A 16,759-nucleotide genomic window follows, 5' to 3' on the forward strand; every position below is an offset into this window, starting at 1 on the left:
TGGTCTTGACCCTTTTGTGTTAATATAAAAATATGATCGAGGGATTTTTACAATATAACTATATAGGTGAAGTAGCAGGACTCCTGATGGCGGAGCTCCTGCTTTTTGTGATGTTTTATACGGAGCCCAAAAAGACTTACGGATATAGGTATATTTTGGGCGGTACCATATTAGCTATAATTGCATCGATGCTTCAGATGACCATCGTGATGGTAGCTAATAATCCGGAGGATTTCTATAATAAGTATGTTTTTGCGTTTTTGCTTATTGCATTTTTGATCACATATAATGGTATTTTGTTTTGTATATTTGCTTATGTGAATATGATGTCTATTGTGAGGCGCAGCCAGAGGAAAGAATTCATTACTCTTTATATAGTTCTTTCTATAATTTATGTGCTTGGTATTATTTTTGAGATGGCAGCAAGTGGCCTGTATTCCTTTGAATTAAATGGAATTGATATTACTCACTTTGTAAGGTACTACATTGCAGCTGGTATGGTCTGTGCTGTGGCCTGCTTTATTGCCACAGTCAACAACAAAAAGGATATCAGCAGACTGATCTGGCATTCAGTATGTATTTTTGTACCTTTAGACATGGTAATCCTCATAACTCAGTTTATTACAGTAGGAACCAGCCATTTTATCTTTTCATCAACAACTTACGTGCCGGTGATGGCTATTGGATTTTTCCTGTTCCACTGTATTCCATATGATGAGATCACAGGCTGTCAGAGTAAGTATGCTTTGGATGTGCATTTGGATAAATATCTTGGAAAAAAGAATATCTACGTTGCATGTGCATATCTGAAGATGCCTGATATTGAGAACATCATCAATATTGATAATGGAATGATATACAAAGGAACGGCAATATTTAGAAATATCGAAGCCATCAGTGACAAGATAAGGATCTACAAGATAGATGATGAGAAGTATATAAATGTCATCGAGGATGTTGATGACGAAACTGCTCTTGAGTACATAGACAGGCTTCGCGGCGTATTTGAAGCAGCCAAGATCAATATGGATATTCCATTTAATTATTCTCTGGTTTCAGGCAAGGTAATACCTGAATTAGACAATGTATTAAAGGTCAGACAGTTCTTTGGATTTGTAGGACGCAGATTTGAAGAGCAGAACAGCAGTCATTTCTATGTGACTAAGCCTCAGGACTATGATGATTTTGCAGAGCATTATGAGATATCTAAGGTATTAAAGGATATCAAAGCAAGACAGGATATGGATGATGAGAGAGTTGTTGTCTATGCTCAGCCAATCTACAGCGTAGGAACAGGAACTTTTAGAGCTGCCGAGGCTCTTATGAGACTTAAAATTGGAGATAGGCTAATTTATCCAGACAGCTTTATATCTATCGCGGAGCAGATGGGTGCTATACATGTTCTGACCTGCATCATGCTTACAAAGGTCTGCAAGGAGATCAGCATAATTGAGGATTACTACGATTTTGATGCTATTTCTATAAATGTTTCATCAAAAGAGCTGTCTCAGTCTAACATGTTTGACGACCTTATGGAGATCATCGGCCAGTACGATTTTGATCCATCAAATATAAGGCTGGAAGTTACTGAATCAGCAATGTTTGAGGATTACGATATTGCCACCAGAAATATGCAGGAGCTTACAAATCAGGGAATCCAGTTCTATCTGGACGATTTTGGAACGGGTTATTCATCTTTAGAAAGGGTTATGAACTGTCCGTTTAAGACTATAAAGTTTGATAAGACTCTTTTGTATAAGGCACTAGATGATGACAAGATGGACGATATCGTTACTTATATGATAGAAGTTTTCAAAAAGAACGGCTTTGTTACGCTGGTTGAAGGTGTAGAAGATGAATGTCAGAATCAGTATAGTGTTGATCATGGATTTGAGTATGTTCAGGGTTATCATTATGCCAAACCAGAGCCAATAGAAGAAATAAAGAAGTATTTTACAAGGAAAAGCAGTTTTTAAGAGTGAGTCATATAAAACTCACTCTTTTTTGTCCTTGACTCTTTATCGCTTTAATCAATTAGCTTATTAAATTTTATTCCTTGACTTTGTTGGTATGATTGTATACAATTATACGCAAAGTCATTGTTATCATAGGTGAGGAAATAATTATGAGCGAAGTATCGGCATTTCAGAATCGACCTGTAACCATGAACAACAAGAATAATCTGCTCCAGATCGAAGAGCACATGTATATTCTTGATGATGTCAAAAAACCTAACGTATTCAGAAATATGTTTCCCTATGAGGAAGTTCCTAAGATTCCTTTTAACGACAGAATCGTTCCACATAACATGCCAAAGGATATCTGGATAACAGATACCACTTTCAGAGATGGACAGCAGTCCAGAGCACCATATACTACCAAACAGATAGTAGATATTTTTGATATGCTTCATAAGCTTGGTGGTCCAAATGGCATGATCAGGCAAAGTGAGTTCTTTCTTTATAGTAAGAGCGACAGAGATGCAGTTTATAAATGCATGGAGAGGGGATATGAGTTCCCTGAGGTTACCAGTTGGATCCGCGCAAGTGAAGAGGATTTCAAGCTGGTAAAAGAGATTGGAATGAAGGAAACAGGAATCCTGGTATCCTGCTCTGATTATCACATTTTCTTGAAACTTAAGATGACCAGAAAACAGGCACTTGAGCATTATCTTAGTATTGTACGTTCCTGCCTTGAGGAAGGAATCAGCCCAAGATGTCATCTTGAAGATATTACAAGAGCAGATATTTATGGCTTTGTAGTTCCATTTTGCGTAGAACTTATGAAGCTCAAGGATGAATATGGCATTCCGGTCAAAATTCGTGCTTGCGATACTATGGGATATGGAGTAAACTTCTCAGGTGCAGTTATTCCACGAAGTGTTCAGGGTATCATCTATGCGATCAACACAAACGCAGGTGTACCAAGCGAACTCATAGAATGGCACGGTCATAATGATTTTTATAAGGCTGTTACAAATTCGACAACAGCGTGGCTTTATGGATGTTCTTCCGTTAATACTTCATTGTTTGGTATCGGAGAGAGAACAGGTAACACGCCACTTGAAGCTATGGTATTTGAATATGCCCAATTAAAAGGTACTTTGGATGGTATGGATACTACAGTCATCACAGATCTTGCAGAGTACTACGAAAAAGAGATTGGCTTTACAGTACCAGCTAACACACCATTTGTAGGCAAGAATTTCAATGTTACAAGAGCCGGAATTCATGCAGATGGTCTTTTGAAAAATGAAGAGATTTATAACATTTTTGATACAGACAAATTCCTTAGAAGACCACCAGTAAGTGCAGTATCTAATACATCTGGACTTGCAGGTATAGCTCATTGGATCAATATCCATTACAGGCTCAAGGATGAGCATGCTCTTTCTAAGTCATCACCACTTGTAGCCAAGATAAAAGAGTGGGTTGATAACGAGTATGCTAATGGAAGAGTCACAGTAATGACTGATAAAGAGCTTGTAAGTGAGATAAAAAGTGTCAGCAAAGAGCTTGGAATTGTTGTCAAAGAGGGAGAGATTGTAGCAGTTTCTTAAAGACTGAAGGAGAGACATGGAAAATCAGGATTTAAAACAGGAAGTTACAGACAAGTATTCTCTGAGAGGGCGTGTATTCCACAGGATCAGAGAAGACATATTAAACGGCAAATACAAGGACCATGAAGAACTCAAAGAAGTAGCTATCGGTCAGGAACTTGGAGTCAGCAGAACTCCTGTAAGAGAGGCTTTCAGACAGCTTGAGCTTGAAGGCCTTATTCAGATAATTCCTAACAGAGGAGCTTATGTCACTGGAATCAAGGTCAAGGATATCGAAGATATCTATATGATCAGATCTAAGCTTGAAGGTCTCTGCGCAAGATGGGCTTGCGACAACATTACAGAGGAACAACTTGAGGAGATGGAAGAGAATATTTATCTTGCTGAGTTCCATGCTGCCAGAGGACATATGGAGCAGATGGCTGAGCTTGATAACAGATTCCACAACATATTATACGAATCATGTAATTCCAAGATGCTTGAGCATCTTCTCAAGGATTATCATCAGTACGTTTGGAGAGTTAGACAAAAGACTCTTTCTAGCAGTAGAGGAGCAGTTTCCAACGTAGAGCACAAATTCATCATGGAAGCAATCAAGGAAAAGAATCCGGATAAGGCAGAAGAACTTGCTAATCAGCATATGATCAATGCCTATGAGAATATGGTGGATAAGGGACTCTTGGAAATGTTCGACTAATCATTATTTACAAAGGAGCCTTGGAGTATGAGTAAGATCAACATGACAACCCCTATCGTCGAGATGGATGGCGATGAGATGACCAGAGTTTTATGGCAGATGATCAAAGATAAGCTTATCCTGCCATATATCGACCTTAAGAGTGAGTATTATGATCTTGGTCTCAAGCATAGAGATGAGACTGATGATCAGGTAACTGTAGACAGTGCCAATGCTACTTTAAAATATGGAGTTGCTGTTAAGTGCGCAACCATAACTCCTAACAATGAGAGAGTTAAGGAATACGGACTCAAGAAGATGTGGAAGAGTCCAAATGGTACTATCAGAGCTATTCTTGATGGAACTGTTTTTCGTACTCCTATCATGGTAAAGGGAATAGAGCCAAATGTTCGCACATGGACAAGCCCTATTACACTTGCACGTCACGCTTATGGCGATGTTTATAAGAACGTTGAGATCAGAGTTCCAGGCCCTGGTAAGGCAGAGCTAGTATTTACAGGAGCTGATGGAACTGAAGTTAGAGAGACTATTCATGAATTTGATGAGCCTGGTATCATTCAGGGTATCCATAACAAGGATTCATCAATAAAGAGCTTTGCAAGAGCCTGCTTCAAATATGCTCTTTCTGAGAAAAAAGAACTTTGGCTTGGAACAAAGGATACTATCAGCAAGACATACGATAGAAGATTTAGAGAGATCTTTGACGAAGTATTTGAGACAGAGTTCAAAGAAGAATTTGAAAAGACTGGTATCACATACTTCTATACACTTATAGATGACGCAGTTGCAAGAGTAATGAAGTCAAAGGGCGGATTTATCTGGGCCTGCAAGAACTATGATGGTGATGTTATGAGTGATATGGTATCATCAGCCTTTGGTTCACTTGCTATGATGACTTCAGTACTTGTTTCACCAACAGGCGTTTACGAGTATGAAGCTGCTCATGGTACTGTTCAGAGGCATTATTACAAGTACCTTAAGGGAGAACCAACATCAACCAATCCGGTAGCTACGATCTTTGCCTGGACTGGAGCCCTTAGAAAGAGAGGAGAGCTTGATGGAATAAAAGAGCTTTGTACATGGGCTGACAAGATGGAAAAGGCAACATTATCAGTTATCGAGTCAGGACGTATGACTGGAGATCTTGCTCTTATCACAACGCTGCCAGATCCGGTCAAGCTTGGAAGTGAAGAGTTCCTGGATGCAATAGCCGAGGAGTTTAATAAGTAAATTAAAAGAGTAGCCAATTGGCTACTCTTTTTTACATTGATAATGCTTCCCACTCATCATAGAGAGTTGATAATCTGTCTTGTATTTCTGCCTGTTCATCTGAAAGTTTACGAAGCTTAGCCAGATCAGTTCCGATTGAAGGATCTGCCAGAAGTTCATTTATCTCTGAGTCTCTAGCTTCAAGCTTTGCAATTTCTTCTTCACATTTCTTAAGAGCAGCTTCCTGCTTACGTCTTTTTGCCTGTTCTTCTTTTTGAGCTTTCCAGTCAGCAGCACCTGCATTTGTAGTAGCAGCTACTGGGGTAGGAGTAGCTGCAATATTAGATGATTCATACTTAAAGCTGCCAGATGCAAGAGAGGATCCGCTTAGATCTGCGCTTTCTCCAAACAGCCTGTTATTCTGCTCATCAGCGTGCTCCATATAGTAATCGTAGTTACCGATATAGTTTACAACAGTTCCGTGGGTGAGATCCAGGATCCTTGTGGCTGTCTTGTTTATAAAGTATCTGTCATGGCTTACATAAAGGACAGTTCCCTCATAACCGGAGATTGCTGTTTCCAGGATCTCTTTACTTGTGATATCAAGGTGGTTTGTAGGCTCATCGAGGATCAGGAAGTTTGCATCTGAAAGCATGAGCTTGGCAAGGCTGACTCTGCCTTTTTCTCCACCTGAAAGATCACCAATCCTCTTAAACACATCGTCTCCTGTAAACAGGAAAGCAGCAAGAGTATTTCTGATCTCTGTGTTGTTAAGAGTTGGATAGGCATCCGAAATTTCTTCAAAAAGAGTTTTTTCATCATGGAGAACATGATGCTCCTGATCGTAGTAGCCGATGTGAACCTTAACGCCAAGTTCAATCTTGCCTCCATCAAGGGACTCTACACCATTTATCATCTTGAGCATTGTAGTCTTGCCGGTTCCGTTGTCACCTATGATGGCTACATGTTCACCTTTTTTGATCTCGAAGCTTATATCAGAAAAGAGTTTTTCATTACCAAAGGATTTGCTGATGCCCTCTACACTAAGGACATCATTTGCGCTTTCACAGATTGGCTTTAAGGATATCTTCATCCTGTCATCGATAGTGATAGGCTTATCAAGAACCTCTATCTTATCAAGCATCTTTTCGCGGCTCTCAGCACGCTTAATGGACTTTTCTCTGTTGAAACTCTTAAGCTTTGCAATAACTTCTTCCTGATGCTTGATTTCCTGCTGCTGTTTCATGTAAGCGTGCCACTGTGTGGCGCGTACCTGTTCTTTTTTTACTGCATAGGTACTGTAATTGCCGGTAAAAGAACTGACATTTTTATTTTCAACTTCAATGATCTTGCCAGCTATCTTATCAAGAAAGTATCTGTCGTGAGATACGATAAGAACAGATCCTTTGTAGTTTAGAAGATAGTTCTCAAGCCATCTGATAGAGTTCATATCAAGGTGGTTTGTAGGCTCATCAAGGATGATAAGGTCAGGCTTTTGTAGCAGAAGCTTACCAAGACAAACTCTGGTTTTCTGGCCACCTGAGAGGTTACTTATCTTTTTGTCAAATTCCTCTTCTGTAAAGCCAAGACCCTTAGCTACTCCAAGAACTTCACTTTTCCACGCATATCCGGATTCTCTCTGGAATTTCTCGTTCATCTGGGTATATCTGTTCATGAGATCTGTGAGCTCATCGCCTGATACATGTTTCATGGTTTCTTCAGCTTCACGGATACTCTTTTCAAGCTCTATGATGTCTCTTTTAACCTCTGTAAGCTCGTCCATGATAGAGTTTGTAGTATCGATATTCTGATTCTGAGCAAGATACCCCCAGGTGATGCCCTTTGAGAAGGTAACTTCTCCGTCATCAGGAGATAGCTCACCTATTATCATCTTGATAAGTGTAGTCTTTCCTGCACCGTTGATACCGACTATTGCAGCTTTTTCGTTATTTTCAATATGGAAAGAGGCATTCTTTAAAATGTTTTTTCCATCGAATGATTTACATAGATTATGTACTGATAAGATCATAATTTAACTCCATTTTTCTTTGTCTGACAAAACATTTTAGCATGATACATTTAATATGTAAAAGAGGATTGACCTATATAACGCATATATTTATAATAAATGAAGTATTTCTTTAATAAACAAAGGAGAGTGCTTTGAAACGTTTATATTTACCATTAATTTGGGAATTGGCTTTTGTTATAGCGACATTTATACTGCCTAAACAGGCCTTTCACTTATTCTTTGGGTTTTATTTAGGACTACTGATATATTTCTATTTCATTTACAAACAATTCTCATTCAGAAAATTATATAAGAATTTTGGGAGACCAGTTAAGTTCTGGATTCCGGTCATACTTACTTGGGCAGGTCTTTTCCTTGCAAGTCAGCTAAGAGAATATTTATCTATGAACTTTTCCTTTTATCTGGAAGAGGGCACAGTTAGTATTATTGTTCACAACGATCTTATCCCTACATTTTTTTATGCACTTATGATGATAGTTATGAAGCCTGTAGCTGAAGAGTTTTTCTTCAGAAAGGCTCTTATTTCTTTTGATAGTAAGTCACAGACAGTTATATTTACGCTTATCAGCCTGGTATTATGCGCGCTCACAAGAGCACATGGCCCTTTGGGGATCTTAGAGTGGGTCATCATGGCTCTTCCGGTGACTATCGCGTACATTGCTACCAAGAATATTTATATATCCGTTATGGCACATGTGTTGTTTGAGTTTTATGACAATATATATGAGGTTGTGTACACTGTGGGACGTATCCTCAACAGATAAGTCTTTAGTGTTAATAACAATATAAATGTTTTTTTTCAAAGGAGAGGAAAAAAAGATGTTGGAGAAGTGTTTCAAACTCAAAGAACACGGGACTACTGTTAAACAGGAGGTATTGGCGGGACTTACTACATTCCTTACAATGGCTTATATTCTTGCCGTTAACCCTAATATCCTGGGAACAGTAATGAACGCAAGCGGTGTATTTGTTGCTACAGCCCTTGCATCAGCAATTGCAACTTTCGTAATGGCTTTTCTTGCAAACTATCCTATCGGTCTTTCAGCAGGCCTTGGACTTAACGCTTACTTTGCATACACAGTATGCCTTGGCGAGCTTGCAAATGAGGCAAATCCATTTACAATCGCTCTTACAGCAGTATTTGTAGAGGGTATCATTTTCATTATTCTTTCATTCTTCAAGTTCCGTGAGCAGATCATTAACAGCATTCCACAGAACCTTAAGTATGGTATCTCAGCTGGTATCGGTCTTTTCATTGCATTCATCGGTATGCAGAATGCTCACATTATCGTAGCAAATGATGCTACGATCGTAGGACTTGGCAGTTTCTCAGATCTTGATATGGACCTTGCACTTATCGGACTTATCATCATCGCTGTTCTTGTTCACTACAATGTAACTGGTGGTGTTCTTATCGGTATCATCAGCATCTGGATCATTGGTATGATTCTTCAGGCATGTGGTGCATACACTGCAGCAAATCTTTTCCCAGATTTCTCAAATGGACTTCAGCTAGGTGGAATTACTGAGACAGCATTCAAGCTTAACTTTGGATGGGCATTCTCACACCTTATTCAGTTCATTGCTATCACATTCAGCTTCCTGTATGTAGATCTCTTTGATACAGTTGGAACTGTTGTAGGCGTAGCTGATAAGGCTGGACTTCTTGATAAAGATGGAAATCTTCCAAGAGTTGGTCAGGTATTTATTGCAGATGCTGTTGGTACAACAGTAGGTGCGCTTCTTGGTACATCAACAGTAACAAGTTTCGTAGAGTCAAGTGCAGGTGTTGCAGCAGGTGGTAGAACAGGACTTACAGCTTTCACAACAGGTTGCATGTTCCTTGTTTCAATCGTGCTTAGCCCAATCTTCCTTGCAATTCCTTCATTTGCTACAGCTCCAGCTCTTATCTATGTTGGTATGCTTATGCTTATGAGTATCTCTAAGGTTAAGTTTGATGGAGATATTGCAGATGCAGTTGGTGCTTACCTTGCAGTAGTTATGATGCCTCTTGCATATTCAATCGCTACAGGTATCATGTTTGCAGTACTTGCTTGGGTACTTCTTAAGGTTGCTACAAAGAAGGCAAAGGATGTTAGTCCTATCATGTGGGGAGTATTTGTACTCTTCGTAGCAAGAATCATTGTTCTTATTACAAACTTCCAGTAATTTGATAACTGAGAATAATAACTTCAATCGCCCTATGGATATTTACTATCCATAGGGCGATTGTGTATAATTAAAAAAGTGTTTTTATGTAACAATATATTCTTATGAAAGAAAAGAGGTTATATGTTAGGGAATAAGAAAAACAAGCAGTTTTATGCTAACGAAGTAAAAAAGAAGTTTAGTTTTAAAAGTGTGCTAATAGTAATCGCTATCATTTTTGCTATAAGCCTTTTTAGCGGAAGCTTCTACTCTGTAAAAGAGCAGGAACAGGCTATCCTTACTATGTTTGGTAAGGTTGTAAGAGTAGACACCGCAGGTCTTTATTTTAAAGTTCCATTCATTCAGCAGGTTCATCTTGTTGATATGACTACTCATGGTATTGGAATCGGCTATGTTATCAAGGATGGTCAGAATATAACAGTAGATGATGAGGGAGTGATGATCACTTCTGATTTCAACTTTGTTGATATAGACTTTTACCTTGAATACAAAGTAAGTGATCCTGTTGCATCATATTACAACAGTGAGAACCCAGAAACCATCATGAAGAACATGGCACTTGCCTGCATCAGAAATACAGTAGTCAAATATGCTGTAGATGATGTTCTTACTACAGCTAAGGGACAGATTCAGTCTGAGGTCAAAGAGACACTTCAGAAGGAACTTGCAGACAAGAATATCGGACTTATGGTAGTTAACATTTCCGTTCAGGATGCTGAGCCACCAACAGAAGAAATCGTTCAGGCATTTAAGTCAGTTGAGACAGCCAAGCAGGGCAAAGAAACAGCAGTAAATAACGCCAAGAAATATCAGAACGAGGAACTTCCTAAGGCAGAAGCTGCTGCTGATAAGATTGTTCAGGATGCGGAAGCAGCCAAGCAGGCCAGAATCGCAGAAGCTGAAGGTCAGGTAGCTAGATTTAATGAAATGTATGAGCAGTACAAACTTCAGCCATATATAACCAAGAAGAGACTCTTTTATGAGACAATGGAAGACCTTCTTCCAGAACTCAAGGTTATTATTACTGATGGAACTACTCAGCAGATGTTACCACTTGATAGCTTTAATGGTTAAGGAGTTAATATGGAAAAGAAAAAAGGCGGATTTGTTAGTTATCTAATAATCGGATTATTCATAGTTTTTGCAATTATACTTGGATCATCAACATACATCGTTCATCAGAATGAGTATGTTACAGTCAGAAGATTTGGAAAGATCGTTGCAATTGCCAAGGAGCCAGGTCTTCATTTTAAGACACCTTTCATTGACAGCACACAGTCGATCACAGCAAAGGTGATACTTTATGATATTCCAGCATCAGATGTTATCACCAAGGACAAAAAGTCCATGATCACAGATACATATGTAATCTGGAAGGTAGAAGATCCTCTTAAGTACGTTCAGACTCTTAATGCTATTGAGGCTAGAGCAGAAGAGAGAATTGAAGCATCTGTTTACAATGCTACCAAGAATGCTATCTCATCCATGTCTCAGGACGAAGTCATAGAGGCAAGGGGCGAGCAGCTTACACAGCTAATTACCCAGGAAGCAAATTCAGATATGGAAGGCTACGGAATCTCTGTAGTTCAGGCTCAGATCAAGGCTCTTGATCTTCCAGATGACAACAAGCAGGCTGTATATGAGAGAATGATCTCAGAGAGAAATAATATCGCAGCTTCCTATACCGCTCAGGGTGATGCTGAAGCTCAGAAGATCCACAATGAAACAGACAAACAGGTTGCAATCATCAAGGCTGAAGCTGAGAAGAATGCAGCAGTTCTTGAAGCTGAAGGTGAGTCAGCATACATGGAGACATTGTCAAAGGCATATGACACAGAAGATAAAGCAGAGTTTTACAGTTACATAAGAGGCCTTGATGCTCTAAAGAAATCTCTTGTGGGTGAGAAGACATTAGTTCTTGATAAAAACTCAGAGCTGGCAAAAATTCTGTATGGAAATTTTAATTGATTGAAAACCCAGAACAGTAGAGAGGTTACAGTTTTCTGTAGCCTCTTATTTTTTTGCTTTATCAAAAAAAGTAAATGAAATAGTTGATTTTTTTATTTATATGTTGTATTTTACTACTATAAAAAAGAGTTAATATTTTTCTAGTGTTTTATTTAAATGCATCTTTTGGTGCAGTCATTTATATTTCCCAGAAAAAATTATGGCGTGAATATTGTAGATAAAATGATTTTGTTAACGGGCTTTTCCGTAGATTGGAGATTGATTTGAGAGAAAAGTATGAGACCTTAAAATTAAGTGACCTTCGTGAGATTGCAAAGAGAAGGGGAATAAAAGGAGCAACAACACTTAAGAAGTCAGAGATAATTGACCTTATGTGTGAGATGGATGAAAAGGAAGCTGCAAGCACTGCAAAAGAGCCAGATAAAAAGACTGAAGCTTCTGCATCAGAAGAAAAGAAAGCTCCTGTTCGTCACAAGAATCTGGTAGTTAAGACTATCAAAAGAGATGAAGATGCTGACAAGGCAGAGAGACCTAGAACTGAAAAGGTTGAGAAGTCTGAGCCTAGAGAAGAAGAATTTGATGAGGCTGATGGCGATAGCGCTGATGGTATCCTTGAGGTTATGCAGGATGGATACGGCTTTATCAGATGTGAAAACTACCTTCCTGGTGAGAATGACGTATATGTCGCGCCTAGTATCATCAGAAAGTTTAATTTAAAGACTGGTGATATCTTAAGAGGTAGATGCAGAGCCAAAAAAGAGACAGATAAGTTTGCAGCTCTTTCAAGACTTGATACAGTAAATGGTTATAAGCCAGAAGTTGCAAGCGGCAGATGGGATTTTGAAAAGATGACACCTATCTTTCCTAACTCAAGGATCAAGCTTGAGCAACCTGGCTCATCAGTAGCCATGAGGATCATGGATCTTATCAGCCCAATTGGTAAGGGACAAAGAGGTATGATCGTATCTCCTCCTAAGGCAGGTAAGACAACACTTCTTAAAGAGGTTGCCAAGTCAATCCTTAAGTATAGTTCAGATATGCATCTTATCATTCTCCTGATCGATGAAAGACCAGAGGAAGTAACAGATATCAAAGAAGAAGTAGAAGGACCAAATGCAGAAGTTATCTACTCTACATTCGATGAGCTTCCTGAGCATCATAAGAGAGTAGCTGAAATGGTTATGGAGAGAGCTAAGAGACTTGTTGAACACGGACAGGATGTTGTTATCCTTCTTGACTCCATCACAAGACTTACAAGAGCTTACAACATAGTAGTTCCTCCTTCAGGAAGAACTCTTTCAGGTGGTCTTGATCCGGCAGCTTTACATATGCCAAAGAAATTTTTTGGTGCTGCCAGAAATATGAGAGAGGGCGGAAGCCTTACAGTTCTTGCAACTGCTCTTATTGAGACAGGCTCCAAGATGGATGACGTTATCTACGAGGAATTCAAGGGAACAGGTAACATGGAAATGGTTCTTGATAGAAAACTTCAGGAAAAGAGAATCTTCCCTGCTATCAATATTCCAAAGTCCAGCACCAGAAGAGAAGACCTTCTTCTTACACCAGAGGAGCTCTCAGCTATCAACGGCTTGAGAAAGGGCTTCAATGGTATGAAGGCAGACGATGCAGTTGATCAGTGCATCAACCTCTTCTCTAAGACTAGAAACAACGTTGAATTTGTTCATATGGTAGAAAAGCAGATCAGATTCTGATAAAAGAAATTAAAAAGTAAGGGTTGTCGTATTTTACGACAACCCTTTTTATACGTCTCTAAGATCTAATAGATTTTCAATTTCTTTTGCCTGCTTCTCCATGCGCTCTTCACGTTTCTTTTGACGAAGAGTCTTGTCTGTGATGTGCTCTAGATTTGCGGGATCTAGTGGATTGGTACCTTGAGAAGAAATGTTGAGAGATGATTTCTTTTCTGGGATCATCTTCTTGGCAAGGTCCTCTTCAACCTCCATGATCTGCTGCTGCTTTGAAATATCAGGGTTGAGATCGGTTGCAGGTACTTCATCAAGCTTAGTGTATTTTTCATGCTTCTTTTGTGATAAAAGACCAATAAGATCAACGCTTACATTGGAAATACTGCATCCGACAGCTTTTTTCTGATCAAGGAAAAAGTTTCTGACTACAACAGTATTGATCTCGTAGTTGTGTAAAGAAGCACCATATCTGAACATTACAGCCAGTTTGTCACCAGGCTTAAGAGTAGTGTTTTTGTCAATGATAAGAGAAATGCCTCTCATGGAAAGGTCATGAACGATACAGTTCTTGAGGTCCAAATTGTTGCCGTTTACAGACATAAGACCTAGCTTTTCAATGTAGAATCTTTCGGCTCTTCTGGAGTTCTCCGGCTCTAGCTTGGATGAACATCTTATGAGATGAAAGTTACCATATCTTGTTTTTACAGGGGTAATAGTAGTGGACATGAACTTGTAAACACGGCCGTCTCTCTTATTGCGGATCTGAACCTGTGAAGGCTCCAAAAACTGCATGTATTTACCAAAGTATTCCATTGGTTTAACGATGAGTCCTGCAGAGACGCCAAAGATAGCCTCAGTCATGATAACAATGCTGTGGCCATTTATGGCTGCATATATTTTGACTATTGAGCCATTGGAAATGTCATTGACATTCATGATACTAACCCCTCATACCGATACTTTCTTTCAATAAATATGATATAATAAGCCAAACAAAAAATAAAGAAAAAGAAAGAGCTTTTTGACAGCTAGGGAGCGCAGATGATTCGAGAAAATCTAGATTTTGTTGAAGAAAACATTAGAAAGGCCTGTGAAAGAGCAGGAAGAGATAGAAGCGAAGTAACACTTATTGCAGTTAGTAAGACGAAGCCTGTTTCAGATATCAGAGAGGCTATGGCATATGGTATAAAGACCTTTGGAGAAAACAAAGTTCAGGAGATCAGAGACAAGACAGAAGAAATAACTGAGCCACTTAATTGGCACATGATAGGCCATCTTCAGGCTAATAAGGTTAAATACCTTCCTGGAAAGGTATGCATGATCCATTCAGTTGATAATGTGAAGCTTGCAGACGAGATAGAGAAGCAGTTTGCCAAGCATGATCTTGTGGCAGACATACTGATCGAAGTAAATATGGCTCATGAAGATACCAAATTTGGCTTATCTCCAGATGAGGCACTTGGTTTTGTCCGTGAGATCAGCGATAGAGAGCATATTCGTATCAGAGGACTTATGACTATCGCCCCTTATACAGAAGATCCTGAGAGTAACAGGGTATATTTTAAGGGACTTAGAGAGCTTATGAATAAGATCAACGCAGAGAACATACCTGGCGTCAATATGGATACTCTTTCCATGGGAATGACAGGGGATTATCAGGTGGCAATCGAGGAAGGCGCTACATTTGTAAGGGTTGGTACAGGTATCTTCGGAGAAAGAGATTATACCAAATCTTAAATAAATATAAACGAATTTACACGCAACACGCCAGAGAGTATAATAATTTTATACTTGCTGGTGTGTTTTTTTATTGGATAGCAATATTTTATGGAGAGTTGAATTTTGAGAACAATGCCATTATCTAAAGATCTATCTTTAGATCAAATAAATCATTTAATAGAGACTGGCCACGTTTTTGTCACTCCATTTGGCCTGAATCGAACGGCATATATTGTTGTTAATCATAAACCGTTTATGGTTATTGCGACGGATATTTCAATCAGGGGAGTGCAGCTTAGCGGTGCCTGGTATACATGGGAAGATCTTGAGGCAATGGGGGGTGTATATGAATCAGAATTTGATGCTTTGAAAGCAATTGCAGATGGAGTATAAAAGTGAAGTCCTTGGGACTTCACTTTTTAAATTCTTAAGAATGTATAAAAACTGCCGCTTTTTTATTACAACTTAAACGTTTTATGTTAGAATTTATACTATGCCGGTGGTGGGAGGTTTTAAAACTTTGGGGTATGTTTTTTATTATGTAGAAGCTCATATTGCCTGCATTTTCTTGCTGACAATATTACTATATAAGATTGCAAAAGGTGTAAATAAACAACTTTCTCAAGTATATCTTGGAGACGTCATTTTTGTTTTGATGCTCTATTTTATTGCGGAGATTTTCTGGGCTCTCGTTGATGGCGGAGTGATCACCAGTAATAGACCGCTTCTATATTTATCCAACATATTTACATATATGCTGCTAAGTGTGGCGTCGTATATATGGTTTGTTTTGTCTGAAACTCTTCAGCAGGACACTTTTGTTGAGAAGTTTGTCAACAGAGTGCTTCTTAGCATTCCTGTATGGATATCTGGAGCGCTTTGTCTTACTGCTTACAAGACTGGACTTGTATTTTATGTTGATGAGAACAACAAGCTTGTTGGTGGCAAGCTCTATCTCATACTTATCGTGGTTCCTTTTGGCTATATGATCGCTGCTTCAATAAAGGCTTTTGTAAGAGCCTTTAACCGCGACAGATATACCGACAGGAGTATCTATTTCATGATAGGAGTATTTCCTATTACCCCTATCTTGCTTGGTGCACTGCAGGCAAGATACTGGAGAGTACCTCTTTTATGCTACGGAGCAGTAGCAGCAGTACTCTATGTATATATCACATCAACAGACAATCTGATCTCCCTTGATCCACTTACTCAGATCAATAACAAGAATCAGATGTATAAGTATCTTGCTCAGAAGATGAGATCAGAAGAGCCTGGACTTTCACTATTTCTTTTAATGGTTGATATTGATAAGCTCAAGAATATAAATGATACCTTTGGACATTTAGAAGGCGACAGAGCGCTTGTTAGAGTTGCAAATGCGATCAAGGAGACCTGCCAGGGTCCACGTAGCAGATTTTTTTTATCCAGATATGGCGGAGATGAGTTCGTGATAATCGCAGAGATGTCATATAGAGCAGAAGCAACCTGGCTTGCTGATCAGATCAAGCATAACGTACAGAGGCTGTCAGAAACCTTCGGTACTGCCTATGACATTTCAGTTAGTGTTGGTATTGCTCAGTACGATTATCAGGCACCTATTTCTCTTCAGGCCTTTATCGCGAGAGCAGATTCTGATCTGTACAAACAAAAGAAAACAGGTGCATATTGATCAGAACAAAGAGGAAATAAAGTTGATC

General features: G+C 39.0%; 14 protein-coding genes. 12 read left to right on the plus strand and 2 right to left on the minus strand.

Annotated features, from left to right (window positions below):
• Positions 1-86 precede the first annotated feature (86 nt).
• From BUA02_RS06000 to BUA02_RS06015, 4 genes are all read left to right on the plus strand, one after another.
• A complete protein-coding gene (locus BUA02_RS06000; protein ID WP_072701798.1) occupies positions 87-1,976 on the plus strand; it encodes an EAL domain-containing protein in 1,890 nt (629 codons plus the stop codon).
• Positions 1,977-2,125: 149 nt separating this feature from the next.
• Entirely contained in the window at positions 2,126-3,559 is a 1,434-nt protein-coding gene (locus tag BUA02_RS06005) for a 2-isopropylmalate synthase (RefSeq protein ID WP_072701800.1), read from the plus strand.
• A gap of 16 nt (positions 3,560-3,575) precedes the next feature.
• Entirely contained in the window at positions 3,576-4,256 is a 681-nt protein-coding gene (locus BUA02_RS06010) for a GntR family transcriptional regulator (protein ID WP_071175825.1), read from the plus strand.
• A gap of 27 nt (positions 4,257-4,283) precedes the next feature.
• The gene (locus BUA02_RS06015) at positions 4,284-5,486 is read left to right on the plus strand and encodes an NADP-dependent isocitrate dehydrogenase (protein ID WP_071175826.1); all 1,203 of its coding nucleotides are present in this window, start codon (positions 4,284-4,286) and stop codon (positions 5,484-5,486) included.
• 31 nt (positions 5,487-5,517) lie between these two features.
• On the opposite strand, the gene BUA02_RS06020 is transcribed toward BUA02_RS06015, so the two are convergent.
• A complete protein-coding gene (locus BUA02_RS06020; RefSeq protein WP_072701802.1) occupies positions 5,518-7,494 on the minus strand; it encodes an ABC-F family ATP-binding cassette domain-containing protein in 1,977 nt (658 codons plus the stop codon).
• Positions 7,495-7,880: 386 nt separating this feature from the next.
• Here BUA02_RS06020 and BUA02_RS06025 point away from each other — a divergent pair, with 386 nt between their 5' ends.
• The 5 genes from BUA02_RS06025 to rho all read left to right on the plus strand — a co-directional run bounded on the left by BUA02_RS06025 (position 7,881) and on the right by rho (position 13,346).
• A complete protein-coding gene (locus BUA02_RS06025) occupies positions 7,881-8,261 on the plus strand; it encodes a CPBP family intramembrane glutamic endopeptidase (protein ID WP_071175828.1) in 381 nt (126 codons plus the stop codon).
• A gap of 55 nt (positions 8,262-8,316) precedes the next feature.
• A complete protein-coding gene (locus BUA02_RS06030; RefSeq protein ID WP_207647706.1) occupies positions 8,317-9,666 on the plus strand; it encodes an NCS2 family permease in 1,350 nt (449 codons plus the stop codon).
• A 123-nt stretch (positions 9,667-9,789) separates the two neighbouring features.
• Positions 9,790-10,740: an FtsH protease activity modulator HflK gene (hflK, locus tag BUA02_RS06035; RefSeq protein ID WP_071175829.1), complete on the plus strand. Its 951-nt coding sequence runs from the start codon at positions 9,790-9,792 to the stop codon at positions 10,738-10,740.
• Between the two features lie 9 nt (positions 10,741-10,749).
• On the plus strand, positions 10,750-11,634 hold the full coding sequence (hflC, locus tag BUA02_RS06040) for a protease modulator HflC (protein WP_072701804.1): 885 nt from the start codon (positions 10,750-10,752) through the stop codon (positions 11,632-11,634).
• Between the two features lie 263 nt (positions 11,635-11,897).
• Positions 11,898-13,346 (plus strand): transcription termination factor Rho, encoded by a 1,449-nt coding sequence (rho, locus tag BUA02_RS06045; RefSeq protein WP_072701806.1) that lies wholly within the window; start codon positions 11,898-11,900, stop codon positions 13,344-13,346.
• 48 nt (positions 13,347-13,394) lie between these two features.
• Here the strand turns inward: rho and BUA02_RS06050 are convergent, their stop codons facing one another.
• Entirely contained in the window at positions 13,395-14,276 is an 882-nt protein-coding gene (locus BUA02_RS06050) for a PilZ domain-containing protein (RefSeq protein WP_072701808.1), read from the minus strand.
• A gap of 105 nt (positions 14,277-14,381) precedes the next feature.
• Here BUA02_RS06050 and BUA02_RS06055 point away from each other — a divergent pair, with 105 nt between their 5' ends.
• From BUA02_RS06055 to BUA02_RS06065, 3 genes are all read left to right on the plus strand, one after another.
• A complete protein-coding gene (locus BUA02_RS06055; RefSeq protein WP_072701810.1) occupies positions 14,382-15,077 on the plus strand; it encodes a YggS family pyridoxal phosphate-dependent enzyme in 696 nt (231 codons plus the stop codon).
• A gap of 105 nt (positions 15,078-15,182) precedes the next feature.
• Positions 15,183-15,452 (plus strand): hypothetical protein, encoded by a 270-nt coding sequence (locus tag BUA02_RS06060; RefSeq protein ID WP_072701813.1) that lies wholly within the window; start codon positions 15,183-15,185, stop codon positions 15,450-15,452.
• 127 nt (positions 15,453-15,579) lie between these two features.
• Positions 15,580-16,731 carry a GGDEF domain-containing protein gene (locus BUA02_RS06065; protein ID WP_072701815.1) on the plus strand — a complete coding sequence of 384 codons (1,152 nt, stop codon included), beginning with the start codon at positions 15,580-15,582 and terminating at the stop codon, positions 16,729-16,731.
• Positions 16,732-16,759: the final 28 nt, after the last annotated feature.

It is taken from the genome of Butyrivibrio hungatei DSM 14810 (genome assembly GCF_900143205.1).
Taxonomy (GTDB): Bacteria; Bacillota; Clostridia; order Lachnospirales; family Lachnospiraceae; genus Butyrivibrio; species Butyrivibrio hungatei.

What these genes read in the sequence shown, in the direction of transcription:
- BUA02_RS06020 (WP_072701802.1), bottom strand. Translation starts at nt 7,494, where the DNA reads ATGATCTTATCAGTACATAATCTATGTAAATCATTCGATGGAAAAAAC.
- BUA02_RS06030 (WP_207647706.1), top strand. Translation starts at nt 8,317, where the DNA reads ATGTTGGAGAAGTGTTTCAAACTCAAAGAACACGGGACTACTGTTAAA.
- BUA02_RS06005 (WP_072701800.1), top strand. Translation starts at nt 2,126, where the DNA reads ATGAGCGAAGTATCGGCATTTCAGAATCGACCTGTAACCATGAACAAC.
- hflC (WP_072701804.1), top strand. Translation starts at nt 10,750, where the DNA reads ATGGAAAAGAAAAAAGGCGGATTTGTTAGTTATCTAATAATCGGATTA.
- BUA02_RS06010 (WP_071175825.1), top strand. Translation starts at nt 3,576, where the DNA reads ATGGAAAATCAGGATTTAAAACAGGAAGTTACAGACAAGTATTCTCTG.
- BUA02_RS06025 (WP_071175828.1), top strand. Translation starts at nt 7,881, where the DNA reads ATGAACTTTTCCTTTTATCTGGAAGAGGGCACAGTTAGTATTATTGTT.
- BUA02_RS06055 (WP_072701810.1), top strand. Translation starts at nt 14,382, where the DNA reads ATGATTCGAGAAAATCTAGATTTTGTTGAAGAAAACATTAGAAAGGCC.
- BUA02_RS06015 (WP_071175826.1), top strand. Translation starts at nt 4,284, where the DNA reads ATGAGTAAGATCAACATGACAACCCCTATCGTCGAGATGGATGGCGAT.
- hflK (WP_071175829.1), top strand. Translation starts at nt 9,790, where the DNA reads ATGTTAGGGAATAAGAAAAACAAGCAGTTTTATGCTAACGAAGTAAAA.
- BUA02_RS06050 (WP_072701808.1), bottom strand. Translation starts at nt 14,276, where the DNA reads ATGAATGTCAATGACATTTCCAATGGCTCAATAGTCAAAATATATGCA.
- BUA02_RS06000 (WP_072701798.1), top strand. Translation starts at nt 87, where the DNA reads ATGGCGGAGCTCCTGCTTTTTGTGATGTTTTATACGGAGCCCAAAAAG.